This window comes from Deinococcus malanensis (assembly GCF_014647655.1).
GTDB classification, from domain to species: domain Bacteria; phylum Deinococcota; class Deinococci; order Deinococcales; family Deinococcaceae; genus Deinococcus; species Deinococcus malanensis.
The window spans coordinates 31,300-55,029 of sequence record NZ_BMPP01000007.1 but is presented as its reverse complement, the minus strand read 5'-3'; the positions used below and the strand labels follow the sequence as shown (position 1 = coordinate 55,029).

At 62.6% G+C, this 23,730-nt stretch carries 21 protein-coding genes and 2 tRNA genes; 10 read left to right on the top strand and 13 right to left on the bottom strand.

Annotated elements, in window-relative coordinates:
* The first annotated feature begins 118 nt into the window (after positions 1-118).
* The gene (ppk1, locus tag IEY49_RS09680; protein ID WP_373291883.1) at positions 119-2,263 is read left to right on the top strand and encodes a polyphosphate kinase 1; all 2,145 of its coding nucleotides are present in this window, start codon (positions 119-121) and stop codon (positions 2,261-2,263) included.
* Positions 2,264-2,523: 260 nt separating this feature from the next.
* On the opposite strand, the gene IEY49_RS09675 is transcribed toward ppk1, so the two are convergent.
* Complete coding sequence (locus IEY49_RS09675; protein ID WP_189007467.1) at positions 2,524-4,260, bottom strand: 30S ribosomal protein S1; 1,737 nt, start codon at positions 4,258-4,260, stop codon at positions 2,524-2,526.
* Positions 4,261-4,559: 299 nt separating this feature from the next.
* Between IEY49_RS09675 and IEY49_RS09670 the strand changes: the two genes are divergently transcribed.
* The 3 genes from IEY49_RS09670 (at position 4,560) to IEY49_RS09660 (ending at position 6,372) form a co-directional block, all read left to right on the top strand.
* Positions 4,560-4,633 (top strand) — tRNA-Gln (locus tag IEY49_RS09670).
* Between the two features lie 133 nt (positions 4,634-4,766).
* Positions 4,767-5,744 carry a thioredoxin-disulfide reductase gene (gene trxB / locus IEY49_RS09665; RefSeq protein ID WP_189007464.1) on the top strand — a complete coding sequence of 326 codons (978 nt, stop codon included), beginning with the start codon at positions 4,767-4,769 and terminating at the stop codon, positions 5,742-5,744.
* Positions 5,745-5,856: 112 nt separating this feature from the next.
* A complete protein-coding gene (locus IEY49_RS09660) occupies positions 5,857-6,372 on the top strand; it encodes an HD domain-containing protein (RefSeq protein ID WP_189007461.1) in 516 nt (171 codons plus the stop codon).
* A 178-nt stretch (positions 6,373-6,550) separates the two neighbouring features.
* Here the strand turns inward: IEY49_RS09660 and IEY49_RS09655 are convergent, their stop codons facing one another.
* Positions 6,551-7,030, bottom strand: a complete 480-nt coding sequence (locus IEY49_RS09655) for an FKBP-type peptidyl-prolyl cis-trans isomerase (protein WP_189007458.1) — start codon at positions 7,028-7,030, stop codon at positions 6,551-6,553.
* 119 nt (positions 7,031-7,149) lie between these two features.
* Positions 7,150-8,283, bottom strand: coding sequence for a CAP domain-containing protein (locus IEY49_RS09650; protein ID WP_189007455.1), 1,134 nt, complete (start codon positions 8,281-8,283; stop codon positions 7,150-7,152).
* A gap of 60 nt (positions 8,284-8,343) precedes the next feature.
* Between IEY49_RS09650 and IEY49_RS09645 the strand changes: the two genes are divergently transcribed.
* The gene (locus IEY49_RS09645; protein ID WP_189007452.1) at positions 8,344-9,546 is read left to right on the top strand and encodes a molybdopterin molybdotransferase MoeA; all 1,203 of its coding nucleotides are present in this window, start codon (positions 8,344-8,346) and stop codon (positions 9,544-9,546) included.
* Positions 9,547-9,581: 35 nt separating this feature from the next.
* Here the strand turns inward: IEY49_RS09645 and IEY49_RS09640 are convergent, their stop codons facing one another.
* Positions 9,582-11,036: a glycoside hydrolase family 13 protein gene (locus IEY49_RS09640; RefSeq protein ID WP_189007449.1), complete on the bottom strand. Its 1,455-nt coding sequence runs from the start codon at positions 11,034-11,036 to the stop codon at positions 9,582-9,584.
* A gap of 36 nt (positions 11,037-11,072) precedes the next feature.
* The gene (locus IEY49_RS09635) at positions 11,073-12,374 is read right to left on the bottom strand and encodes an HD domain-containing protein (RefSeq protein ID WP_189007447.1); all 1,302 of its coding nucleotides are present in this window, start codon (positions 12,372-12,374) and stop codon (positions 11,073-11,075) included.
* A 219-nt stretch (positions 12,375-12,593) separates the two neighbouring features.
* Here IEY49_RS09635 and IEY49_RS09630 point away from each other — a divergent pair.
* Positions 12,594-12,668 (top strand) — tRNA-Ala (locus IEY49_RS09630).
* 95 nt (positions 12,669-12,763) lie between these two features.
* Here the strand turns inward: IEY49_RS09630 and IEY49_RS09625 are convergent.
* Together IEY49_RS09625 and IEY49_RS09620 are read right to left on the bottom strand one after the other, a co-directional pair.
* A complete protein-coding gene (locus IEY49_RS09625; RefSeq protein WP_189007444.1) occupies positions 12,764-14,095 on the bottom strand; it encodes a tyrosine-type recombinase/integrase in 1,332 nt (443 codons plus the stop codon).
* A gap of 1 nt (position 14,096) precedes the next feature.
* Positions 14,097-14,312 carry a helix-turn-helix domain-containing protein gene (locus tag IEY49_RS09620; protein WP_189007441.1) on the bottom strand — a complete coding sequence of 72 codons (216 nt, stop codon included), beginning with the start codon at positions 14,310-14,312 and terminating at the stop codon, positions 14,097-14,099.
* Between the two features lie 145 nt (positions 14,313-14,457).
* Here IEY49_RS09620 and IEY49_RS09615 point away from each other — a divergent pair, with 145 nt between their 5' ends.
* The 3 genes from IEY49_RS09615 (at position 14,458) to IEY49_RS09605 (ending at position 15,736) form a co-directional block, all read left to right on the top strand.
* Positions 14,458-14,841 (top strand): hypothetical protein, encoded by a 384-nt coding sequence (locus tag IEY49_RS09615; RefSeq protein WP_189007438.1) that lies wholly within the window; start codon positions 14,458-14,460, stop codon positions 14,839-14,841.
* Between the two features lie 189 nt (positions 14,842-15,030).
* Positions 15,031-15,189 carry a hypothetical protein gene (locus tag IEY49_RS09610; RefSeq protein WP_189007436.1) on the top strand — a complete coding sequence of 53 codons (159 nt, stop codon included), beginning with the start codon at positions 15,031-15,033 and terminating at the stop codon, positions 15,187-15,189.
* Between the two features lie 199 nt (positions 15,190-15,388).
* Complete coding sequence (locus IEY49_RS09605) at positions 15,389-15,736, top strand: hypothetical protein (protein WP_189007432.1); 348 nt, start codon at positions 15,389-15,391, stop codon at positions 15,734-15,736.
* A gap of 704 nt (positions 15,737-16,440) precedes the next feature.
* Here IEY49_RS09605 and IEY49_RS09600 read toward each other — a convergent pair.
* Positions 16,441-17,529 carry a glycosyltransferase family 4 protein gene (locus IEY49_RS09600; protein WP_189007430.1) on the bottom strand — a complete coding sequence of 363 codons (1,089 nt, stop codon included), beginning with the start codon at positions 17,527-17,529 and terminating at the stop codon, positions 16,441-16,443.
* Between the two features lie 418 nt (positions 17,530-17,947).
* Positions 17,948-18,118 (bottom strand): hypothetical protein, encoded by a 171-nt coding sequence (locus IEY49_RS09595; protein ID WP_189007427.1) that lies wholly within the window; start codon positions 18,116-18,118, stop codon positions 17,948-17,950.
* Between the two features lie 153 nt (positions 18,119-18,271).
* Between IEY49_RS09595 and IEY49_RS09590 the strand changes: the two genes are divergently transcribed.
* Entirely contained in the window at positions 18,272-18,778 is a 507-nt protein-coding gene (locus tag IEY49_RS09590) for a hypothetical protein (protein ID WP_189007424.1), read from the top strand.
* 486 nt (positions 18,779-19,264) lie between these two features.
* Here IEY49_RS09590 and IEY49_RS09585 read toward each other — a convergent pair whose 3' ends face one another.
* The 4 genes from IEY49_RS09585 to IEY49_RS09570 are packed head-to-tail and all read right to left on the bottom strand — an operon-like array spanning position 19,265 to position 22,204.
* Positions 19,265-19,645 carry a TubC N-terminal docking domain-related protein gene (locus IEY49_RS09585; protein ID WP_189007421.1) on the bottom strand — a complete coding sequence of 127 codons (381 nt, stop codon included), beginning with the start codon at positions 19,643-19,645 and terminating at the stop codon, positions 19,265-19,267.
* Positions 19,639-20,754 (bottom strand): AAA family ATPase, encoded by a 1,116-nt coding sequence (locus IEY49_RS09580; protein ID WP_229780723.1) that lies wholly within the window; start codon positions 20,752-20,754, stop codon positions 19,639-19,641. Before IEY49_RS09580 ends, IEY49_RS09585 begins: the two co-directional genes overlap by 7 nt.
* Positions 20,751-21,956 carry a hypothetical protein gene (locus tag IEY49_RS09575; protein WP_189007414.1) on the bottom strand — a complete coding sequence of 402 codons (1,206 nt, stop codon included), beginning with the start codon at positions 21,954-21,956 and terminating at the stop codon, positions 20,751-20,753. Before IEY49_RS09575 ends, IEY49_RS09580 begins: the two co-directional genes overlap by 4 nt.
* On the bottom strand, positions 21,953-22,204 hold the full coding sequence (locus IEY49_RS09570; RefSeq protein WP_189007411.1) for a hypothetical protein: 252 nt from the start codon (positions 22,202-22,204) through the stop codon (positions 21,953-21,955). Before IEY49_RS09570 ends, IEY49_RS09575 begins: the two co-directional genes overlap by 4 nt.
* Positions 22,205-23,730: the final 1,526 nt, after the last annotated feature.

Sequence of the window (23,730 nt, the reverse complement as noted above, 5' to 3'; positions counted from 1 at the left end):
CAAGCGGGCAGAGGTGGGCAGCCACAGACTGACCTCCTTTGTAGCGGCCCTGCGGCCGTCAGGCACGGACTGACATAGCGGTGACTGCCTCCGCGTTTCATGTCAAGGAGCCATGCCTGTGAACCTCGAACAGCCTGCTGACCATGTTGCCCATTCATCGGCGCCGAAAGGGCAGAGCACGACAGAGCCGCGCCCTCAAGTGAAAGATGAGGTGCCGCAGAAGGAAGGGCGGCTGCGGACACACAGCACGGTCGCCAATCCACAGAGCCGCTTTCTGAACCGCGAACTGTCCTGGCTGGCATTTAACGAACGGGTGCTGGCTGAGGCCCGGGACCGGCGGAACCCACCACTGGAACGGCTGAAGTACGCGGCGATCTGCGGGAGCAACCTTGACGAGTTTTTTATGGTCCGTGTTGCTGGAGTCCACCGCCAGATCGCGGCCCACGTCAATATTCCCAGTCCTGACGGGCTGTTGCCACGGGAAACGCTGACGCTGGTGCGCCAGCGCACCCACGGCATGCTGCGCGGAATCGAAAAGGCCACCCGCAGAATTCTGCGCGATCTGGCCGAAGAAGGGGTGAAGCTGATTCCGGTCAGCGAACTGGGCAAGCGGGCCCGCGCCCAGCTGCGTGAGCACTACCTGACCGAAATCCAGCCGGTGCTTACCCCGCTGATCGTTGACCCCAGCCATCCGTTTCCATATCTGAGCAACCTCAGCCTGAACCTGGCAGTGCTGCTGCATGCCGGAGAGGGTGAAGAGCCGGACTTCGCCCGGGTGAAGGTGCCGGTGGGCGTGCTTCCAAGGGTGGTGGTGGTAGGGGAGTCCCTGCTGATGCTTGAGGACGTGATTGCCGCGCATATCGGGGATCTGTTCAAGGGCCGGCAGGTGATTGCCACCCACACCTTCCGCGTGACCCGTAACACCGATTACGAGTTTGAGGAAGAGGAAGCCGAGGACCTGCTCGCCACCATCGAGGATGGGCTACGTCGGCGGCGCTTCGGTTCTGCGGTTCGCCTGGAGGTGATGCGCGGAACTCCGCAGGAGATCATCACCTTCCTGCAGGAGAAGTTGCGGCTGGCGGCCGAGGACGTCTTCCTGCTGGACGGTCCGCTGGGAACCGCGAACCTGATGAACCTGCCGGTTCAGCGTCCGGACCTGAGTTTTCCGGAGTTCACCCCCGGCATGCCCGATCTGGACGGCGACGATGAGGACGGCCTCTTCGAGACGCTGCGCCACGGCGATGTCATCCTGCATCATCCCTACGACTCGTTTGCCAACGTACTGAACTTTCTGGAGGAGGCCAGCCGCGACCCCCAGGTTCTGGCCATCAAGCAGACGCTGTACCGGACTGGCGATGACCCTCGTCTGCTGGGTGCTCTGCGCGCGGCTGCCGAAAACGGCAAACAGGTGGTGGCCCTGATTGAGCTCAAGGCCCGCTTTGACGAGCAGAGCAACATCTCCTGGGCCCGCAAGCTGGAGCGAGCTGGCGCCCACGTGGTGTACGGCGTGCCTGGCCTCAAGACCCACGCAAAAGTGACCCTGATCGTACGCCGGGAGGTAGGAGGGTTGCGCCGCTACGTGCATATCGGCACCGGAAACTACAACCCCAAAACCGCGCGGCTGTATACCGACCTGAGCCTGCTGAGTGCCGACGCGGGCCTGGGTGCCGATGTGGCCGAACTGTTCAATCATCTGACGGGGTACGCTGAGGCCCAGTATGAGCATCTGCTGGTGGCGCCCGACACCGCCCGCCGGGGCTTTGAAGCTCTGCTCGACCGCGAGGCAGACCACGCCCGCGCCGGACGTGATGCCTGGGCAAGGATCAAGGTGAACTCCTTGACCGACCCGCACATGATCGAGGCCCTCTACCGTGCGGCGGCAGCCGGCGTGCGGATTGAGCTGGTCCTGCGTGGAGTGTGCTGCCTGCGTCCCGGCGTGCCCGGGCTGTCGGAAAGCGTGCGTGTGCGGAGCCTGCTGGGGCGCTACCTGGAGCATGCCCGCGTGTTTGCCTTCGGGAACGCCGGGAGTCCGGAGGTATATTTTGGCAGCGCCGACTGGATGAGCCGCAATCTGGACCGCCGGGTGGAAGTGGTTGCTCCGCTGATGGATGACCGCCACCGTGAGCAGGTCCTGGCCATCATGGACACCGAGTGGGCAGATACCCGGGGTTCATGGGAACTGTGTACCGACGGCGAGTACGAAAAGATCACAGGAGACTTCAGCGCCCAGGAGGCATTTGCCAGCGCCCGGCACCCTGGCTGATCCCCATGAGCCAGCAGGCGCATTCCGCTCCTGATGGCAGGTTGGGGATGCCTTTAGGGTTGGGAGCTGCACCCTCACCGGACACAGGGACCATCCATTCACGCCGGGTTGCGGCGGTTCGTCTCTCCGTGAAGTGACATACCGGTTGAAAGCAGGATCAGAGCGTTCGCTTTGTAAAGCAGCACCGACAGGCGACATGACAGAACGCCCGGATGCATAGTCCGGGCGTTCTGTCTGACCCCATGTGGGGCGAGCGGAAATTATTCCGACTTGGTTTCGGTGGTTTCAGCGGCGTCGTCCTTCTTGTCGCCACCCAGGCCGAACTGCGCGAACAGATCGGCGTACACGTCACCCAGCTTGGTGCTGATCTTGCCACCCTGGCTGGCGTCCTTGGCGTTGTAGGCGTAATCCGCACCGCCGCCACGTCCACCGCGTCCACCGGGGCGTCCGCCACCGCCACCGCTGCTGTAGCGGTCGCTGCGGCTGCCGCCGCCCTGGCTGACAAAGTCACGGTTGCCGCCGCCCTGTGTGGGCACCGGGCCACCGCCCAGGAAGCGGCGACGGCTCAGGCTGGCGCGCTGCTCCACGGGGTCGATGTTCAGGATGACGGCTTCGATCTCGTCACCCTTCTTGAACAGGTCGGCGGGATTGTTCACGCGCTGCGTGTCGAGTTCGCTGATGTGGATCAGGCCCTCGATGCCCTCTTCGATCTCCATGAACACGCCGAAATCGGTCATGCCGGTGATCTTGCCCTTGACCTGGGTGCCAGGCGGGTAACGGTCAGGCAGCGCGCTCCAGGGATCGTCGGTGGTCTGACGAATTCCGAGGCTGATGCGGCGGTCCTTCGGGTCTATGCGCAGGATGACGGCCTCGACCTCGTCGCCTTCCTTCATGACTTCGTTGGGGTGACGCACGCGCTTGGTCCAGCTCATCTCGCTGACATGGACCAGACCTTCCAGGCCGCTTTCGAGCTCCACGAAAGCGCCGAAGTTGGTGAGATTGGTGACCTTACCGGTAACCTTCTGGCCGATGCTGTAACGCTCGGTGGCACCTTCCCAGGGATCCTGGGTCAGGGCCTTCATGCTCAGGTTGATGCGCTCGCGGCCGTCATCCACGTCGAGAACCTGCACCTGAACCTTGTCGCCCACCTTGACCACGTCGCGGGGGTGGTTGAAGCGGCCGTAGGTCAGCTCACTGCGGTGAACCAGACCGTCGATGCCGCCCAGGTTCACGAACACGCCGAAGTCGGTGATTTCCACGACCTCACCTTCAAACTGCGCGCCGGCTTCCAGCTGACCGACAGTGGCCTCGCGGGCCTTGGCCTTCTGGGCTTCCATGATCGCGCGGTGGCTGATGATCACGCGGTTGCGCTTGCGGTTGAGCTCGATCAGCTTGACCTGCAGCGGCTTGCCCACATAGGGATCCAGGTCGTTGACCCGGCGGGTGTCCACCTGGGAGGCGGGCAGGAAGGCACGGATGCCCTCGACCTGCGCGACGAGACCGCCACGCACTTTTTCCAGCACGTCCACCTCGAAGGCTTCGTCGGCTTCCTGCATCTTCTCCAGGACGCGCCAGCCCTTGTCCTGATCGGCGCGCTTCTTGCTCAGCACGATCTGGCTGTTGGGCAGGTCAACGCGCACGACGTACGCCTCAATGGTATCGCCGGCCTTGTACATCTCCTGGGCCTGTTCCAGCGTGACGGGCTCGTCGCCGATCTGGTTGAGGGGAATAACGCCCTCGACCTTGGCGCCGATGTCCACGGCAATGCCGTCCTGGCCGATGAAGACGATGGTGCCGTCCACGATGTCCCCGCGCGAAACGCTCTGGTGCTCCTGCGCCGCTTCACTGGCGAGGATGTCTTCCATGGTCATCTCGGGGTACTCGCGCTCCTCGGGCTGAGCAGCAGGGGCGGGGGCGGCGACCGGCTTGATCGTGTCGGTGCCCGTCGTGGGCTGAATCCCGTCCATCTGGGCGGGGGTCTGGGTGTTGTCTTCCATGAACTCCTGTCCTCCTGGCGCGCGGCACTTGGCATACCGCTTCGCCTGCCTGATACCTGCTCGCACGCCACCCCCAGTCTCTCGCTCTGCGTGGCCGGGGGTGGCTGCGGCGTGGCAACACCACACTGTAGCACCCTGGGACAAGCGGGGGCAAGCGTAAAGAGCGCGCTGTAAACGCAGTTCATTCCATGTGATGCGGTTTTTGTCCTCAAGCGCGTCGGGGGGGAGGTGTTGACGGACATGGGGGTGACCGCTATACTCCCTCACGCTTCCCCTGTGGAAGCAGTCAGAGTACGCGTTGGGGCATCGTCTAATGGCAGGACGACGGTCTCTGACACCGTTAATCTAGGTTCGAGTCCTAGTGCCCCAGCCAGTCAAACACCTTCACATTCTGTGGGGGTGTTTTTCGTTGGTTGGCAGGATGCGGATTGCCGGCACTCCTGCTTTAGAAAGTAAAGCGTGCCTGCCTGACTTTCGGCAAACGTGTGCAGTGGTACGCTTGGTTCATGACGGCCCACACCCCCCAGACCCAGGACTATGACGTCGTGATCGTCGGCGGCGGCCCCGCCGGATTGACCGCTGCGATCTATACCGGCCGCGCCAGTCTGAGTACCCTGATCCTCGAAAAAGGGCTGCCCGGTGGCCAGATCGCCCAGACCGAGGAAGTCGAAAACTACCCGGGCTTCCCCGAGCCTATTCCCGGCATGGAACTGGCCAGCCGGATGCAGCAGCAGGCCGAAAAGTTCGGTGCCAGGATCGAGATGGAAGAAGTGCAGGGCATCACCCGCAACGAGCACGACCACCACTATCCCTTTACCGTGCAGGGCTACGGCGGAAGTTACCGCGCCAAGGCCGTGATTCTGGCCACCGGAGCCAACCCCAAGCGGCTGGGCATTCCCGGCGAGGAACTGTTCTGGGGCAAGGGGGTCAGCACCTGCGCCACGTGTGACGGCTTCTTTTACCGTGGTAAGAAGGTGGTGGTGGTTGGCGGCGGTGACGCGGCTGTCGAAGAGGGCCTTTTCCTGACCAAGTTCGCCGAAGAGGTCACCCTGATTCACCGCCGTGACACCCTGCGCGCCAACAAGGTGGCCCAGGCGCGTGCGTTTTCCAACCCCAAGATGAAGTTCATCTGGGACACGGCCGTGGATGAGATTCAGGGCGAGGACCATGTGACTGGCGTGCGCCTGATCAACCTCAAGACCGGAGAGGCCAGCGAGATGGCCACCGATGGGGTCTTCGTCTTTATCGGTCACGTGCCGAACACGGAGTTTGTCAAGGACACTGTTAAGCTCCGTCCCGACGGCTACGTGGACGTGACTGAAGAGATTTACACCAGCGTGCCCATGCTGTTTGCCGCTGGTGACATCAGCGACTACGTCTACCGTCAGCTGGCGACCAGCGTCGGGGCGGGCACCCGGGCGGCCATGACCGTAGAGCGTTCGCTTGCCGCCCTTGAAGTCGAGACCGAAACCGCTGCCGACTGAGTGCGAGAATCAGACCCCCGCCGGCTCAGCCTGAAATTCCGGTCACTCAGCAATTCTTGAGGAACGCCGCGCCCCTACCCGAGGGCCGGCGTTCTTTTCGTATGCTCGGGGCATGCTGCACCTGTCTCCACCGGCCCGCGTCCTGCGCAAGGCACGCAGCTACCTGGGCAAGGTGGGCCGACTGCTGCGCAGCCTGCGGGAAACCGACGCCCATCCCGATGACACCTGGGCCGGCACGTTTCTGACGCCTGAGGAACGCCGCGTGTACGACAGCATGGATGCCCGCGACCGGGAGCACGCCTGCCGCGTCGCCCGGCACCTGCTGCGCGATTACCCCGGCTCGGAACCAGAACTGATTGCAGCCGCGCTGCTGCACGACTGTGGCAAAAGTGTGCGGCGTTATTACCTGATAGAGCGGGTGCTGGTGGGCCTGATTCCCAACCGGCTGACCAGGCTGCTGCCTCCGGTAGGGGCAATCGGCATCCGTGCCAGCCATCCTGAACTCGGGGCGAGGCTGCTGGCCCATGCCGGCGCGCGTCCGCGGGTGGCCCGGCTCGTGGCCCGGCACCACCATCCGGTAGGCGATCCAGAGGCAACCCTGCTGCATCATTACGACGACCTGGAGTAGTGGGTCTGACAGGTGGCTGGTTCTTCTGGCAACTGGATGGGGTGGCCAGTTGTGTCAGGCCGCTGTGACGGAGCCTTGCCCAGAGTGGTCTGGAGAATGGCTCACGGGAATCTGCCTGAAGGCAAAAAACCAGGGCCGCCCAAGCGTGACAGGGGCAGCCCTGATTTTTCTTCAGCGCCTACTCGTGGTCGTGTGCGCCGGCGGCGTGCGCGTGCCCATGATCAAGTTCCTCGCCGGTGGCATCACGGACGTTCAGAACCTTCACGTCGAAGTTCAGGGTCATGCCGGCCAATGGGGGGTTGAAGTCCACGGTGACTTTCTCGCCGTCGACGGTCAGCACCGTGAAGGGAATCACGCTGCCGTCCTCTGACTGTGCGTAGTAGGTGGCACCAACTTCAATGTCGTCGTCGAAGTCGGCGCGGTCGAGTTCGTCGGTATTGTCCTCGTCACGCTCGCCGTAGCCTTCCTCGGGCTGCACGGTCACCTGCAGGGCGTCGCCGGCAGACTTGCCTTCCAGCGCCTTTTCCAGCCCGGGAATGATGTTGCTGTGACCGTGCAGGTAGGTCAGTGGTTCACCGGGCTCGCTCTGGTCGATAACCTCGCCGTCCACAGTGAGCTTGTAATCGAGTTCAACAACCTTGTCCTGGGTAATGTTCATGGCAGTCTCCGTTCCCCGCGCGCCCGGCAAAGCCGGGGTGAAAGGTGAGGCCGCGCGGCTGGTGCCACAGAAGTCTACCCTGTGACCCCACGCGCAGGAGCGCTGCTGGAGCTGTCGCCTCAGTCTGCCTCCGCGCCGCCCACCTGGAACGACCAGTTCTGGCGCCCCTGCGACGTCCGCAGACTGACCTGCACGTGGGCTCCAGCGGGAAGCGGTTCGCGTGGCAGCAGGACGGCACCCCCCTGGGCCGCCAGCACCCCACGCCCGGCCTGGGTGTCGCCTGGAGAAGTGCCCTGGAAAGTCTGCGCGGTCAGCAGGCATGCGTCCACAGCCTGTCCGTTGACCTTGAGGGCCGCGGCCGACACGGTGACGTCGGAACCGGCGAGCAGGGCCACCGGCGCGCCGGCTGGCGCACGGTACCGGCAGCCGGGCAGCGGGTCGGGCCACTCGTACCGGGCAGCCTCCCGGTACGGTGTGACGGTGCCGGGTGCCGGGAATCGTACCGGGTACGCCGCCTGTCCCAACAGCCCTCGGCGCACGTCGAGCACCCCTGCCGACCTCATGGCCCCGGCGGGGTCATGGGCCTCTCCAAAAGCAACCACCTTCAGGCGGGGGTCAAGCAGCTGCGGCAGGTGAAACGGTCCGGTGGCCCAGTAGCCCATGGCGCGCTCCGGCCCGGAGGGAGGCTGTGACGACACGAAGTAGTGGCCATGGGCGCAGGCTTCGCCGGCCTCCGAGTGATGGGGGCTGGACCGATCCTGGCGGTGCTCGGCACGGTCTGCACGCACCAGATACCGGGCGTGTGCGGCGCATTGCGCGGCCCAGTCGTCCTGCCAGCCCACGGCAGGCAACTGCGCCAGGGCGCGGACCGCGTTCAGGCTGGCCAGGGCCGCGGACGGGTGCTGCTGCGGGGGAAGAGGAGACGTGGCCGCCCGCGGAGCGGACGGGAGATCCGGGGTGGGTTCGGGGACTGACGGCTGATCCGGGAGCGTCGATGGCGCAGGGGAGATGGGGGAGGTAGCCTCCGGCCCAGGAGCCACCCCGGAAGGGTCGGGCGAAACGATATCTGCAGGTTGAGGCGCTGGATCAGCCGCCGGACCGTGTTGATTGTGCGGCGGTGCAGACCCTGCTGCGCCCCACGACGCGAATAAGGGAATGTGCGGCAGCCAGCCAGCCCAGCCCATTGCCAGCACACCGATCAGAAGCAGTCCTGCTGTCCAGCCCACCGCCCGCAAGGCCCGGCTCCACATCATGTGCACAGCTTAAGAGGGCCTGGCCAGCGGCTGGGTCAAGGCGGCCTCTATGCTGCCTTTATGACCACCACCCATCCGCAAGGCGGGTTTCCCATGTTTGTTGGCGTGCCGGAAGCGCGTGACCTGTTGCGTGCCCTGCTGCCGGACCCCGGAACCGAGACCCTGCCGCTGGCTGCGGCATATGGCCGGACCCTGGTACAGACCCTGGAAGCGCGTGTCAGTCATCCCAGTGCCACCGAGAGTGCCCTGGACGGCATTGCCTGTCGCGAGGCAGATACGCGGTCCGCTTCCTCTGAAACCCCGGTGCGGCTGCGCGTGGTAGGAGAGAGTCGGGCCGGCCTGACCCATTCGGCCCAGGTAAATGCCGGCGAATGCGTGCGGATCTACACCGGTGCGCCTCTGCCGCCCGGGACAGATGCGATCTGCCCGGTCGAACAGCTCGATGACGGCGGACCAGACCACGTGTGGCTGCGCCGCCCGGCCCGCCCCGAGGACGTACGTCATGAAGGCGGCGATTTTATGACCGGCGAGACAGTCCTGCCCGCTGGGCTGAGGTTGACCGCACCGAGACTTGCGCTGGCTGCTGCCCTGGGCCACGCGGAGGTTACCGTCCGGCGTGCGCTGCGAGTGGCGCTGCTGAGCACCGGAGACGAGCTGGTCGCGCCGGGCCTGCCCCTGGCGCGGGGGCAGGTCTATGACAGCAACCGGGTCGGCCTGCACGCCATGTTGCTCGAATGCGGCTGTGAGGTCATTGCGCTGGACCATGCGGCAGATACCCCGGCAGCCCTGCAAGGTGCCCTGGACCAGGCGGGAGGCGCGGACCTGCTGCTGACGTCAGGTGGGGTCAGTATGGGACGCTACGACCTGCTGCGTGACCTGCTGATCGGGGAAGGGCAGGTCGCCTTCTGGAAGGTGCGCATGCGGCCAGGGGGTCCGGCGATTCTGGGGGGCTGGCATGGCCTGCCCATTTTCGGACTTCCTGGCAACCCGGTCAGCAGCCTGGTGGTCTTCCACGTGATCGTGCGCCCGGCCCTGACTGGTCAGGCAGTGCGGACCTTGCGCCTGCGGGCCGCAACCACCTTCCGGACCCTGCCCGACAAGACTGCCTTCTGGCGCGGCGTGATCGACTCCGGCGAAGTGCGGGATTACGGTGCCCAGGGCAGCGGCATGCTGCGGTCTCTCAGCGAGGCCAACGCCTTGGTGGTGGTTCCAGAAGGTCAAACGGTCAAAGCCGGCGACGACGTGGATGTGATTCTGCTTTAGCGGACGCTCCAGGGCAGCGGCTGCCCGAAATAGCTTTAGACAGGCAGGAGCACCACGGCGCCGCGCGCCGGAATATTGACTTCACCCTGGGCGTCAAGCGTGCAGATCTGGCCGCTGAGGGCATCACGGTAGTCACCAGGCTGCGCCTGAACCGGCAGGCGAGCGGGCAAGGAAGCGCAGTTCAACGCCACGTACGCGCTGCCGGAGGCATGCTCGCGGGCAAACACCAGATGCTGGCCGCAGGCGTGGGTGACCCGGAAGTCGCCGCGTTGCAGGGCCGTGCTGGCGTGGCGCGCGGCCGTCAGCCGGCGCGTCAGATTCAGCGTGACGTGGTCCCAGGTACCCTCGTTCCAGGGGAACGCCCGCCGGCAGTCCGGGTCAGGACCCCCGGGCAGGCCGATCTCGTCGCCGTAGTACAGGCATGGGGCTCCCACATAGGTCATCAGGAAGATCAGGGCCAGCCGGTGGGCGCTGGCGTCGCCGCCCACGGCGCTCAGGTAGCGGGCCGTGTCGTGGGAGTCGAGCAGGTTCAGCTGTGCCCGCACCACCTCTGGGTGGTACATCCGCGTGACCTCGTCCATGCGCGCTGCAAAAGCTTCGGCGGTCATAGGGGCGACCAGACCGGTCCCACTGCGTTCATTCATCGCGTGATCCAGGGTGCCGGCGCCAAAAAATGCCAGGCACGGCCGCGTGAAGTGGTAGTTCATGACCGCGTCGAACTGGTCGCCAGCCAGCCAGCGGTGGGCGTCGCCCCAGATCTCTCCAACGATGTAGGCGTCAGGATTCAGGGCCTTGACACGCCGGCGGAACTCCTGCCAGAAGCTGTCGTCGTCGATCTCGTTGGGCACGTCCAGGCGCCAGCCGTCGATCCCGAAGCGGATCCAGTGCTCGGCCACGTTCCACAGGAAGTTCCGCACTGCCACATTGTTGGTGTTGAACTTGGGAAGCGCCGGGTTGCCCCACCACGCCGCGTAGTTGGCCGGCCGGGAATCGTCGTAGGGACGCAGCGGCCAGCCCTCCACATGGAACCAGTCGCGGTAGGCGCTGGCGTCGCCCTGTTCCAGCAGGTCGTTGAACTGGAAAAAACCACGACTGGCATGGTTAAACACGCCGTCGAGCACCACCCGGATACCGCGTGCATGAGCCGCGTCGATCAGGGCCCGCAGCGCCTCGTTACCCCCCAGCATGGGGTCCACCTGATAGTAGTCGTGCGTGTGGTAGCGGTGGTTGCTGGCCGACTGAAACACCGGGCAGAAGTAGATGGCATTGACGCCCAGGCTCTGGATGTAGTCCAGCCGCTCCAGCACGCCCCACAGGTCGCCCCCCATGTATTTGTTGAAATGAGGCGCATCTCCCCAGGACTGGAGGTTAAGTCCTGTAACGCGGCCACTTCGCGCGAAACGGTCCGGGAAGATCTGGTAGAACACGGCGTCCTTGACCCAGTCGGGTGTCAGGGGGTGGGCATCATGCGTATGGTCCTGCGGGGTCATCGGGCGGCAGCATAGCGGGAACCGCCTACAGGAATGTCACGGCGAGTGCGTGTTCCAGGCCGCCACAAAGTCCCGCGCTTCCTGGGCAGTGCGTACCTCTCCCATGGCTGCGGCTTCGGCCACGGCACGCAGGGCCTCCCCCACGCGGGGTCCGGGTCCTGCACCCAGCAGGACCATGACCTCCTGGCCGGTCAGCAGGGGTGGCGGTGGCGCTGGTTGCTCCTCCAGGGCGGCGAGCACCCGGTCCATGCCCTGCGCGTAGGCCCGACGGCTGGCTGGACTGCTCATGGGGCCCCGCGCTGCCTCGCGGTCAGCAAGCATGAGACTCAGCAGGTCAGGCAGCAACTCGCGCCGCCAGTGGACAAAGCGCCTCGCTTCACGCTCTGTGGACGGGAGCGGCACCATGTGTGCACCTACCAGGGCGGCGGCCCGCCGCACGTCCTCTCCCGGTAGCTTTAGCCGCGTCAGAATCCCATTTGTGAGCTCAGCGCCCTGCCGGTCATGTCCATAGAACGTGGTGCGTCCGGTGTCGGGATCAGTGGCCCGGGTGCGTGGCTTGCCCACGTCGTGCAGCAGGGCGGCCCACCGCAGCGGCAGCTCCGCCTCCGGGCGACGGGCCAGCAGCTGATGCAGGGCTTCTACGCCGTGGTCAAAGACGTCCAGATGGTGAAATCCGCCCTGCTCCAGACCGCGTCCTTCGCGCAACTCAGGAACAGTCAGGCTCAGCAGCCCCAGGTCTTCCAGGCGCCCAATGCCGCGTGCAGCATTTGGGTGAGCCAGCAAGGCGTGTAGTTCGTCGCGGACCCGCTCGGAGGCTGGGAGCGCAAGGTCACTGGAGGCGAGAGCACCTGCCACCTCACGGACCACGCTTTCGGTCATGGAGTCCAGGCGGAACCCTAGGGTGACTTCAAACCGCGCTGCACGCCAGGCCCGCAAGGGGTCATCCCACAGGTTTGCTGCCGACACCATCCTCAGCCGCTTGGCACGCAGATCCTTCTGGCCCTGTGCCAGGTCGAGCACCTGCCGGTCGGACGTGAGGGCCAATGCATTGACTGTGAAATCGCGCCGGAGCAGGTCCGACGCCACCTCAGCTGGAAGAGGCACAAAGTCGTGCTGTACCCCGTCTGGAGTATGCACCCGCCAGTAGCCGCGGGCTTCATCCAGCGGGAAAACGGCTCCGCCCGTTGCCTGAGCAAGCTGCGCTGCGGCCCCGGCCGGGTCCGGCGTGGCCCAGTCAAAATCCTTGGGCGCCACCCCACGCAGCCAGTCACGTGCTGCACCACCGACCAGCAGCGCACCGGGTGGAAACGATGGAAGCGGCGGGCGACAGCGGAACATGAGCCTATGCTAGCGGCCCCGATGGCTGCCTTCCGTGCGCCTTGTGGCCTAAAAGCTGCGCCGGCTTCTGGACAGTTTCACGAGCCGTGCGGCAGGCAGGGAAGTACTGCCGGAGAGGCCCGGCTCGCTGCTGGACCGTGGTTTTTCCTGGGCGCAGCCTTATATAGGCTATCAAGCCTTGCCAGATGCGCCGTGCTCTGCTAAGCTTCCCAGCGCTGAGGGGGCTTAGCTCAGCGGGAGAGCATCCGCTTTGCAAGCGGAGGGTCTGGGGTTCGAATCCCCAAGCCTCCACCAAAGAAAACACCGTCTAGTACGGTGTTTCTTTTTTGCTTGCGATCTGAGAGTGTCCATTTTTTCACTCCCCGGTGTAGTAGCAGTGTAATAGGCGCTCAATTCAGCGCGGGGAGGGTGATGGCTGGCGTGGTGGGTAACGCATCGAAGAGGTCCACCACCAGCGCCCGCCTCTCGTTGTCCATCACATGCCGGTACACATCCAGGGTGATCGACACCCGCGCATGTCCCAGCACCTTCGACACTACTTCCACCGGCACACCCCGACGCAGGGCCAGCGTGGCATAGGTGTGGCGCAGGTCATGGGGCGAAATACTGGGCAACTTCTCTCCCGCCTGCACAGCTGCCATCAGAGCGGCCCGCTTCTCACGTGGGACTCCCTGCCAGACAGTGCGCTTCCCCGACTGCTGATCCAGCCGCTCCGGGTCTGACCAGTCCACCAGCAGCTTGACGCCCCGTTCCATATTGGCTGGGTGGGTCCAGTCGCCTAGTGCCGTCGCGAAGACCGCGCCCGTTCCGGCCCACGCGCTGCCTGCTGCCTGACGCTCCTTCTCCTGTGCAGCCCGGTGGTCCAGCAGCACGGCCACCAGTGACGGGGGAAGGTGAACGTCCCGCCGTGAGTTGACCGTCTTGGGGTCGCCCATCTCGATTTCTTCCAGGCCCATAACCCGCGTTTGCCTGATGCGCAACACGCCCCGCTCAAGGTCTATGTCCTGCCAGGTCAGGCCCATGACTTCGCCACGCCTCAGACCGATGCTGACCGCCGTGAAAATGGCGGGCCACTGGCGACACAGCCCAGCCGCATGCAGGGCTGTCCCAATGGTGTGCAGTCGTGACGCCTGGTCAAAGTCCAGCGCCTCTCCTGCTGAAGCTGCCCGTGTCGCCTTGACCTGCCGCACGCCCTCCATCGGGTTGACGTAGATGATCTGATCCGTGACCGCTTCCCGAAAGACAGAGCGCAGCCGGGTCAGCACGCGCGCCTGAGTGCGGGGAGACATGACCGTGCCCCCATGCATCTGGCGTTTGGAGAGCGTCACCATGAGGTCTTTCATGTGATGGGGACGCACATCCTGAAGACGCATGTCTCCGATGTATTCCAGCGCATAGGCCAGCTCCTCCCCGTACTGGTTCGCCGTTCTGGGCGTGACTTGTAATTGTCGCCGTTGCCAGCGGCCTGCGTACTCGGCCACCGTCACTTTTGCAGGTTCCCCAATCAGCCCGCGCGAGTAGTCCGCCTGAACTTTGTTCATGGCGTCGTGGGCCGCCTTCTTACTGGCTGCACGACCTGACCGGGTGATTCGCTTGCCGTCCGTCTTGTACCCGAGAGTGACTTGCCAGCGGTACACGTCGCCTTCTTTCCAGACTGTGCCCTCACCGTTGCCACGCGCCTTCGTCTTCTTCTCCGCTTTCTTCGTACGCTCACCCGTCATGTCAGCCGTCCTGCTTGGGTTGCGCCACGAGTTCCAGATCCAAGGTTTCGAGAATTGCAGCCCAGATACCGGGCACCTGCCCGCCCCCATCCTTTCCGCCGTTAAGAGCACGGGTTATGGCCTGTGGCGTTTTCCCTATGGCACGGGCAAGGTCTGACCTGCTCAACCCCTTGTCCTGCAGTCGGGCGTCCACGGCGGCTCGTATTTCATCGTTCATACAAGCACCTTAACATATTCCGGTTATTACCGGAATACGGTTGCCAATCTAACCGGAATCCGGTAAACTAGCGACAGCAGAAAGGGGCGCTTCGACCGGCAAGTTTCCGCGTCCCCGACTGACTTCCTCCCCTACAGGTGAAAGCATGAACAGTATTCCCGCAGACGGCTTCTACATCTACCCCGCACCCATGACAGGCGCGGAAATCGTGACCCACTGGAAAGACGGCCGTATGGTCAGCCTCACTCACTCCGGTGAAGCCCAGCACGTTACATCCCTGGCAGCTGCCCACGTGGCCCACGAACTGACCTACCTGGAAGGAGTGATCTTCACCCCCTCGGTGACGATCAGCAAGACAGAAGCCCACGACCTCCACAAAGCCCTGGCCCATGCAGGCGTCCAGGACCACTACGCATTTGCCTCGTTCATCTGTGGCGTCCCTGTCACAAGCCTCACCGAACTCTGCCGACAGGAAACCCGCGACGTACTGGCCTACGCACAGCAACAGCGCCACACCCACGCCGCCTGATCTACGGGGGCCACCTGGCCCCCACTCCAAAGGAGAACTACCATGCAGACCCAACTTTTCGCTCAGTCCTGCACCAGTTGCGGTGCGACACCCGCCATGCCCCACAGGAGCTCACACGAACTGCTGTGCACCAAATGCTTTGGAGACTCCATTCGGCTTGACGCCGCACACGATCACCTGGAGGTGCTGATGCGCGAAGCGATGAAGCCGTGGGTGATGCACTGGGCATCACAGCTTCTCGTTGATGAACTGGCAGATGTTATGGAATCTGTCTTTGAGGAGCTGAACGGGGGAGGCAAAAGCCGGCACCAGCAATTCGTGGAAGGCCTGTTTACTGAAGCGCACTAAGACCACCTGCCCGTCTGCCCCCAAGGTGTGTCCTGGGGGTTTTGCCATTAGACATGGTGGAGTCAGCGCCAGCCTCGGTCTGCTCCGTGTGAGAGCCCGAACGTCTTGCGTGTGGCCTGCAAGAACCTCTGAGAATGGCAGCTCCCTTCGATCCTACTGATTCCAACATCTCCGACAGCAGTCATGTCACTCTAGGGCCATGAAACAGCACCCGTTCCTGTTTGTTGCGACCGGACTGCTCATTGCTTCCTGCGCGCCAGTGACCGTGCGGATTATCACATGGGATCACGTCCCGTCAGAGTACCTGTACGACCAGTCGCTCGCCTTCCTGAACACCAGAGGCTACGCGCTGAAGACTGCCAACAAGACCCTCCTCCTCCTGGAAGCAGAGGCCACCAACACAGTGAATCAGACGGTTGATCAGGCCACCATCTGGATCCGGCCTGCCGGCTGGTCACCACGTATTGACGCTACCTTCACCTCGGGCATGATCAATGAGTACCGGGCATACATGGCCCAAGCAGTCGCCAGATACCGACTCCGCTGAATGACCGTGGCGCCTCATGTCGACTTCCCTTCGCCCTACCCCTCCGGGCTAAAATGTAAGAACATCAGCCCGGCTGCAATAGCCTGATGGCGTATCGCCGTCCTTGACCTACTTGTCCTCCTCCACGTGTCGATCTTGACAGTGGGTCCACACCATGTGCGTTTGCAAGCCGCTCGGTGGCGTGCCACCTGTATGAAGGTCAGTAGTCGTTTCGTTGACGCAGTTACTCAAGACATTGGCAGTTGGAGAAGAAGTCGTGCATCCGGTCATAGTGACCAGAGAGGCCAATAGTAAGATAATCCGTACCATATTCAATGGTAAATCTGGACTATGAGGTCGGTACATAACCGTTGATCCTGCGCTTTCACGATACCTCCATCTACTCCAAGCTGAAGAATGAAACTCCTGTACGAGTAGCACTCAGTGATGTCCAGCAGTGTGAGGCACCTGGTGCCCACTCTCCAATCGGCAGGTAATGGAGGAGTTCAGTGGCGCGGCCGGGCTCCGAATCATCAGTGGGCTGGTGCACTTTCCGGCCAGACAGCAATTCGGTGTCTCGGATAGTCACCATCCCAGGGGTGGCCTTTGGGGGTATGGGGGGTCTACTACTACCCTGTACCCTCTTCTTTTTTCACCGCCGAAAATCCCGTGTAAGGTTCGCTTGGCAACGAAGAAGGCGACCCGAAGGCCGCCTTGATTCGTGCCTACCGTGCTCCCAGCAAAGTCATCCAGTGGTCGAGCACACGCTCCCGCTCGTACCTTTTCGTGCCTTGGAAGGCCCGCTCGCTCAAACCCTGTCGGGCGGCTGTGTCCGCCATCAGGCCTCCCAGTTCCCGCGCAAAGCCCTCCACGTCCTCCAGTGGCACCAGCACTCCTCCCCCGGTCTCGAATATCTCTGCCGGTCCAGTCAGGCAGTCAAAGGCCACTGCTGGCACCCCGTGCGCCTGCGACTCGATCAGTACCATTGGTAATCCCTCGAAACGCGAGGGCAGGACAAATACGCCTGCATTCCGGTACTCCTGCTCAATGTGAGAGGTCTGCGGCGCCAATGCCCAACGCTCCAGGCCCAGACTCGCGGCCTGCGCTCGCAGTGCCTCCTCTTCTTCGCCCGTGCCGATGATCTTCAGCGACCATCCAGGGAAGTCTCCCTGCACCCGCGCCCACGCTTCCAGCAGCAGGTCAAAGCCTTTGCGGCGGTCCAGCCAGCCCACTGCCAGCACGGTCCGACTGTCCAGTGCGTAGGGATTGTCGGTCAGGGAGGGAAACGGCATCGGGTTGGTAATGCTCTGCAACCTGGCGCGGGCTCGGGGGAAGGCACTGCGCCACTGCGCCACGTCGCGCTGGGTCAGCGTCACCACATCCTGCGCCAGATGGGCAGCTATCCCCCGGGCAAGCTGCCGCGAGCGCATCCCGAAGGAGAAATGAAAGTTGAAATGCTCCCAGGCGACCTGCCGTACCCGCAGGCCGAACGCGGCAGGAGTGGCGAAGAGGCTGAGAAAGGTGTCAGTGACGATCAGTGTGTCCGGCCGGCGGCGTTTGAGGTGCTGACGGATGGCTCGGATGACTTGTGGCATCTTCTTCCTCACCTCGAGGACGTCTGTGGAGAGTCCCAGTGTGGTCAGCCGCACCTCCGAGGGGAGCGGATAGGCACTCGTGTCCCCCCACAGGGTCAGAATCTCCACGTCAAAACCGCGTGTTGTCAGGCCGCCCGCAACCGTCGCTGCCACACGTTCCATACCGCCAGAGGTCTTCAAGGTGTGGATTAAAAAGGTCAGCTTTCTTCGTGGCTCCATGTCCTAGATTATGTTTTCGCATTGAGGTTCACGCCGTGCTGTCTGCCGACCTCATAGGAGTGCACCAGCATGCCGTCAGTCATCCCGTTGTGGTCAAGGCTGATATGCGTCCATGTCAACCCTGTAGCTGTGGTCTGCTGGCTGCATGCTGAAGAGGATTGCCACCTTTGTTGTCGCTTTTTTTGGAATCTGGTTCCTGCTTGAAGGGATTCAGTACCTATGGAGGGGTGACACTGAATTTGACATTGATTGGGTTACTTCCATCGTTGGTGTTGTGAGTGGTCTGGTAGGTCTATATATCGCCAGGGCAACTGGCCTCCACAGGCGTAAGCGGTGATGGCCGACGTTATAGACGGTAGAACGCTCAATTCCTGTACATCAGACGTTTCAGACCACTGGCCCTGCGCACGAGGAGGCTTTAGGACAAGTTGCCGCGCAGCGCATCAAAAAGGACGAAGACAGCCAGCATAAACACAAATTCCAGAAATCTGCGTTCCCACTTCTGGAAGTCACGTGTTCTCAGCCAGAGTCCGAATGGAATAGCCAGCGCGAGAAGGACCAGGAAGCGAAGCCAGAACTCAGAGATCATGCCCTGAACGATACAAGCGGTTGCTCGGATTCACTTCTTACCTTGACCGAGATGCCCTGATCCAAAGGGCAGATTTTGGGTCTTTCCAACGATAACCGACGTTACTGGAATAAGCGTGCCATCTCCCTGCGTACGCTCTGACAAGGTGAGGGTATGACTGCCCTGACCATTGACGAACAGGCCCAGGCCCCTCTACTGCCCGGCGACCCTGCCGACTGGACTCCCGCGCAGAAGACCCGTCACGAGCGCATGTGTGCCTTCCTGCGAGCCCTACAGGACGAAGGCATGCTGCTGGCCGCCTGCACCGCGAGTGGCGTGAACATCACCACCGTATGGCGGTGGCGTGAACAGTACCCAGTGTTTGAGGAAGCTGTAACCAGGTTCATGAACCAGACCCGCGTGGCCAAGCTCGAAGAAAACATGTACCGGATCGCGAACAGCACAGACCCCAAAATGGCCATGGCTTCTGTACGTGCGAACGAGTTCCTAATGAAGGCCTGGGACCGGCCGCAGTACGGTGATTTTCAGAAGGTCGAGACCACTCAGACCGTGAATCACATGGTCCAAGTGGTCAACGCAGACCGTGATCGGCACAGGAACCTGCAGCAGCAGAAATTACGGCAGCTGAGAGAGCGCACGATAGACGCTGATGACTCCTGATCCACGGTCCACCTCGCTCTGATAAAGATGACAGTGGGTTGATCGCCTCAAGGTTCGAGGAACCAGTGCAGGTGCCCACACGAAGCGCAGACGAACACTCTGGCACTTCTGTTCATCCAATCAAGATTGAGGAGCGTCGCACCCATCGTATTCAATTGTCCTTCTCGCTCCCAAAAGGAGTCATGCTGGCAATGATGGCAGCGGAGTTGAATGCTGTTAATCTCCACAGGTTCAGGTTGAGGTTGCGAGAACAGGCCCATGCTGCTGGTACGCCACGGTTGCTCACAGCGTTCCGGCAAATAGGCTGTTCCTACCTTGGCCATCATCTGTGCGTATCGACCAACCTTTGTTGAGCCCGACCATTTGAGGTCTGGAAGCGCATAGTTTGCAAAGGGGCAACGCGTGCGCACGACACGACTGGGACGGATGGGGAGTGTGGGGGCTCTGCTCTTTTCACCCTCACGCGCGCAAGGGGCCTCAAGCACTTCAATGAGCCCAGACCGCATGCGCGTTCCACAAATCAGCCAGCTGCCTGTCAGGCTCACGTCCACAGGCGTACAGGGCGGCACAAGCCAGAACGTAGCTGCCCAGATTGCTCACCATTCCACCAGGGAGAAAAGCGGGGCGGTTCAGGTGGTCTCCAGCCGCCGCTGCCACCAACCGGACCAGGGGTTCAGGCAAAGCAGAGAGGGGCGCACGGCCCCCCTTCTTCAACTGCCGCAAGAGTTCGGCTTTCTGCGCCTTGATTTTCTCCGACAGGTCAGGGGTGATGGCGCCCGCAGGACCCCGGGCCACCAACCGGTCTCCCTGCACCACCAGGCGGACTCCTCGGCCTTCCAGTTCCCGTAGCAGTTCGTGGGTCACCATGCGCCCAACTCCTCCCCGTCTGCCCCCCGAACGACTGCTACCACTTTCACCACACCACCACTTCCCAGGGGTTGGTGTGGTGGTGCAATGGATTCCGGGTCCGGCAGGGCGTACAGTCCCCGGTCGAGTCGCACCACGTGGCCGGTCTGTTCCAATGACTTCAGCGCCCGGTCGAACGTGCCGCCTTTCCCCAGTTTGGCGCGTGGCAGCGGGCCATCCTGCAAAGCGTCCAGAATGTCGCGCTGTGCTTCGGCCCCACGGTCGAGGCGTTCACGGGGCGGCACACGTGGCCCAGCCTCTCCAATGAAGTCGAGTTCCACCGTGCTCAACACCTCACCATCGTTGGTGAAAGTGGTGCGAGTCAGGAAGGGCTCAAAGGGTGCCGTGTTGCTCTTGTCCACACTCCAGCGGGTCACAAGCCCGTCCTCGTTTTCGTCGCGTTCCAGAGCTACAGACACGCGTGCCCAGGCCCGTTTCTGCTGGCTGCCCATCGGCGTAGGGACTCCAAAGCCACCAGCGGCCGACTTGGTGGCGTGATCGATGACGAGGACCGCCGCGCCTGCTTTGCGGGCTGGGTTGAGCCCCAGTCGCAGCGCCAGTGCCACGTCCTGACCGCTGTTCGTGTCACCCACCATCATCTGCCCCAGGGAGTCACACACCACCACATCCACGCGCATTTCCTTCACCGTGGCGGCGAGGGACGGTCCCAGGGATTCGAGCGTTTGAAGCCCCGCTTCTTCCCCGTGCCGGGTGCATTCCTCGGTGTTTGGGCTGTAGTAGATAAAACTCTCCGGGATACCTTCAACGCCTACACCTCGGAAAGCTGCCACGAACAATTCCCGGTTCCATTCCCACGAGCCGTCGAAGTCCAGGTACAGCACTCGCAGACCACGCCGCACAGTCTTCAGGTGGGCGAAGGGAACCCCGGCAATGAGGCATGCCATGAGATGCGCGGCATGGACGGTCTTGCTTACACCAGGTTGACCGAAGAGCAAAGTGCCGGCACCGCGCGCCAGGAACTTTTCCACCAACCACTCCACTGGCTTGACGTCAGGTGCATTGAGTCCAGTGAAGACCTGCAGAGGTCGAGGTCCAGTGGGGCCCGTCATCGTGAACCGCCCAATTTCTTGTCGAGTTTGGCCCGATACTTGCTCAGCCCTGCTTCCACCACCACACCACCTCTAGGGAAATGGTGGTGTGGTGTAACCGGCACCACGCTTTCACCAGATGGTGAAACGGTGTGGTGAATGGTGGAATGTGCCAAGAGGTCCTTGAGCACCCGGCCAAGCCTCGCCAGTCCTTCCGTTCCGGCGATATCGCAGAAGTCCCCATCAGGCAGCGGCGCCAGGATTCGGACAGCGGCCGCGCCTGCACCCCTGGCGATCCTTGCCAGCCGTTCCAGACAGGCTGTACCAGCTTCATCCGGGTCGGCATACAGGTACACGACTTTCCCCGTCAGACCGTCGAGGAATGGAGCACCACCAGCCCCGGCCAGCCCCTGTACATCCAGCTGTAAGCCGGCCAGCATCAAGGCGCGTGATGCTGCAGCCCCGTTGAGTTCGCCTTCCACGATCAGTACCGCTTCCCCGCTGCCGTACCCCGGCGAGCACCATGCCGGGGAACCATGCCCCCAGACTGCATACACGTATCGGTCGAGACCTAGGTCCTTCAGCCGGTCAGCACTTCCCGCATTCCGCACCTTTAGCCCCCAGGGCCGGCCATCCGGTCCCCGCACGGTGAATACCAATGCTCCGGGATGGGCCAGCCGCTTCCCGTCTGATCTGGAAACGGAGCGGCGCAACTTCCCGGCTTCCAGTCCATCCCAGCCGTACAGGCCCCGCGTCATGAGTTCACAGGCGGCACTGTCGCCTTCTTGAATGGAGGACACCAGCGACGTTGCCCGCCAGACTTCGTTGTCGGCAAACGGTGCGCACCGTTCCAACGCTGACCGCACGTTGGCCAGCGGGTCACGGGCTGTGGCAGTGTGCCGCGGTGCATCAGGTGTCCAGGCATTGAGGGGAACGCCGGCCAGTCTCGCCAGTTCCTCCCAGGCAGCTGCAGGCGAGTAGCCATAGGCCAGCAGGAGGTCATAGGCAGAGCCGCTGCCCTCATCGCCCCCGTGTCGCTTCCAGAGCCAGACTAGGCCCTGCCGGTACACGCTGAAGGAGGGGTGCCGCTCGGTGAAGCCGGGCCGTGGATCACAGATCAAGCCTCCCCGTTCACGTGTCAGACCTCGCATTGCGTCAGACCCAGCCAGCATGGAAATCAGGTCCGGGAGATTCACGGCTCTCAGCAGTTCACGCCCATTCATTGCGTCTCCAGCCCACCAGCACGAGCAAGCGCCATCCACGCTTCGACAACTGCCCAAGTACGATCCAGATCCCTCTCGATCTCTCGGAGGAGGGCGGCTTCTCTCTGGTCATCCGCGCAGGACTTGCGGAGTTCGTTCCTCTCGGAGAGCAACCCTGTGTACTCGATGGTCAGTTGATGCGCCAGGCGCACGCAGCACTCCACCGTAATGGGCGTTCCATCGGCGTGCAGCAGTCCGAGAACGCTCATCAGTTGGTCTCCTTCTGGTTGGTATGGAGCCAGGACCGTATGACGGTTCCCGCATTCTCCTGTCTTACCAACTGCCAAAGGTCTGTCTGGGTCGTGCTTGCTTGCATGAGCACGTTCTCCAGGTCGGTGCGGTGTACAAGCCGCCGGGGCCCGGTCCCGGTACGCCCCACGACAATGTGGGGCATCGCGGCAGCCAAGCGTGTGGCAAGCTCACGCCCCAGAGAGTATTCCTCGCGTATCTGCCCGATTCCAAGAAGGCTTTTTTGATTCGTCATGCCTCAAGAATGCTGTTAACCTGCCCATGTGTCTAAGCCCTTAAATGTGACGATAAATGTGACATGGCGTCCCCGTCGTTTTGCGGTTCGTTGGGCTGAGTGTGAAAAGGAAGTTCCGCTTTGGGACGTGTGGCATACCGGTGAATTGGTCAAGCTTCCCGAGTTCGGCCCACGTGAAGAACACCCTGACTTTCCGATTCTTGAGGATATGGCCGACCTGCCGACTCAAGATCGGGAACGATGGGAACAAGTGGCTCGGCAGTGGGGTGGCTACGGGTCAAGTTGGCAGCAGCGTGGGCCGCTCTGGCGCACGCTGGTTCAAGAGAACCGCTCCGGCCAAGAGAGTGTGTTTGACGACGGCCCTCCCTTCCCACGCTTGGTCAGAGCTTGGCCCGGCGACTCAAGGGCCGTGCGACCACTCGCTGATGATCCTGGGAAACCCTCACTGGTTGAGGAGTCATGGCCTCCAAAGAACCTCAAGGTTTACGCAGACATTGCGAATCTCGCACGCAAGATTCCAGATGAGGCGGCTTTTCGAAGCGGCGTCATTGACCTCGCCCATCGGTACGCCATGCTCAATCCTAAGTGGGGGGACACGCTGTTTGAGTGGCAGAAATGCAGCCTGGGGTTTCACTACCTGCGAGAGACCTACCGGCACCTGCATGGAGTAAGCCCTAAGGATAAGGAATTTCGAGATCCTGAGTCCCTGGTCGCCCAGTGGAACGAAGCATATTGCCAGTCGAAGATTTACAGAAGCGCCGCCCTCGTGATGGGCACTCCCTCGCTCCCAGCAGCCCATTTTGTCGCTGTAGCAGCCAGTCTGGCCAAGTATTCCGCCTTCCCTTTGCGCACCCTTCGGCGGGAACTTGCCGATTTCCTGAGACAAGAACATGTGGAGGGGGACTTTGGGTACGCGCCGCGCCAGGTTGCGAAGGGAATACGGTCAAGGGAGAGCGTAGGGGCTTATCTCCGTTGTGGGGCGATGGCCTGGGGCTTTCACGAACTCGCCGAGCTATTTGCAGTTGACCCGGTGCGGCAGTGCCAGGTGTGCGGTAAGCCAATGGAGAAACGCAGGGGCGCTCGCACGTGTTCAGTGGGCTGTCGCCAAAAGCACTCGCGCCAGAAAAGAGCGGTTGACATTGGTTTTCCAGTCGGTTAGCGCGGTGTAGTAGCAGTGTAGTAGGACTGACTATTACCCTGGAATCGCATGGGGTCGCATGGACGAATCTGGGTGTTATTTATCTTTTGGGA

Excerpts from the sequence above, each read along its gene's own strand:
- IEY49_RS09675 (WP_189007467.1), bottom strand. The coding sequence starts at position 4,260 with ATGGAAGACAACACCCAGACCCCCGCCCAGATGGACGGGATTCAGCCC.
- trxB (WP_189007464.1), top strand. The coding sequence starts at position 4,767 with ATGACGGCCCACACCCCCCAGACCCAGGACTATGACGTCGTGATCGTC.
- IEY49_RS09660 (WP_189007461.1), top strand. The coding sequence starts at position 5,857 with ATGCTGCACCTGTCTCCACCGGCCCGCGTCCTGCGCAAGGCACGCAGC.
- IEY49_RS09655 (WP_189007458.1), bottom strand. The coding sequence starts at position 7,030 with ATGAACATTACCCAGGACAAGGTTGTTGAACTCGATTACAAGCTCACT.
- IEY49_RS09650 (WP_189007455.1), bottom strand. The coding sequence starts at position 8,283 with ATGATGTGGAGCCGGGCCTTGCGGGCGGTGGGCTGGACAGCAGGACTG.
- IEY49_RS09645 (WP_189007452.1), top strand. The coding sequence starts at position 8,344 with ATGACCACCACCCATCCGCAAGGCGGGTTTCCCATGTTTGTTGGCGTG.
- IEY49_RS09640 (WP_189007449.1), bottom strand. The coding sequence starts at position 11,036 with ATGACCCCGCAGGACCATACGCATGATGCCCACCCCCTGACACCCGAC.
- IEY49_RS09635 (WP_189007447.1), bottom strand. The coding sequence starts at position 12,374 with ATGTTCCGCTGTCGCCCGCCGCTTCCATCGTTTCCACCCGGTGCGCTG.
- IEY49_RS09625 (WP_189007444.1), bottom strand. The coding sequence starts at position 14,095 with ATGACGGGTGAGCGTACGAAGAAAGCGGAGAAGAAGACGAAGGCGCGT.
- IEY49_RS09620 (WP_189007441.1), bottom strand. The coding sequence starts at position 14,312 with ATGAACGATGAAATACGAGCCGCCGTGGACGCCCGACTGCAGGACAAG.
- IEY49_RS09615 (WP_189007438.1), top strand. The coding sequence starts at position 14,458 with ATGAACAGTATTCCCGCAGACGGCTTCTACATCTACCCCGCACCCATG.
- IEY49_RS09610 (WP_189007436.1), top strand. The coding sequence starts at position 15,031 with ATGCGCGAAGCGATGAAGCCGTGGGTGATGCACTGGGCATCACAGCTT.
- IEY49_RS09605 (WP_189007432.1), top strand. The coding sequence starts at position 15,389 with ATGAAACAGCACCCGTTCCTGTTTGTTGCGACCGGACTGCTCATTGCT.
- IEY49_RS09600 (WP_189007430.1), bottom strand. The coding sequence starts at position 17,529 with ATGGAGCCACGAAGAAAGCTGACCTTTTTAATCCACACCTTGAAGACC.
- IEY49_RS09595 (WP_189007427.1), bottom strand. The coding sequence starts at position 18,118 with ATGATCTCTGAGTTCTGGCTTCGCTTCCTGGTCCTTCTCGCGCTGGCT.
- IEY49_RS09590 (WP_189007424.1), top strand. The coding sequence starts at position 18,272 with ATGACTGCCCTGACCATTGACGAACAGGCCCAGGCCCCTCTACTGCCC.
- IEY49_RS09585 (WP_189007421.1), bottom strand. The coding sequence starts at position 19,645 with ATGGTGACCCACGAACTGCTACGGGAACTGGAAGGCCGAGGAGTCCGC.
- IEY49_RS09580 (WP_229780723.1), bottom strand. The coding sequence starts at position 20,754 with ATGACGGGCCCCACTGGACCTCGACCTCTGCAGGTCTTCACTGGACTC.
- IEY49_RS09575 (WP_189007414.1), bottom strand. The coding sequence starts at position 21,956 with ATGAATGGGCGTGAACTGCTGAGAGCCGTGAATCTCCCGGACCTGATT.
- IEY49_RS09570 (WP_189007411.1), bottom strand. The coding sequence starts at position 22,204 with ATGAGCGTTCTCGGACTGCTGCACGCCGATGGAACGCCCATTACGGTG.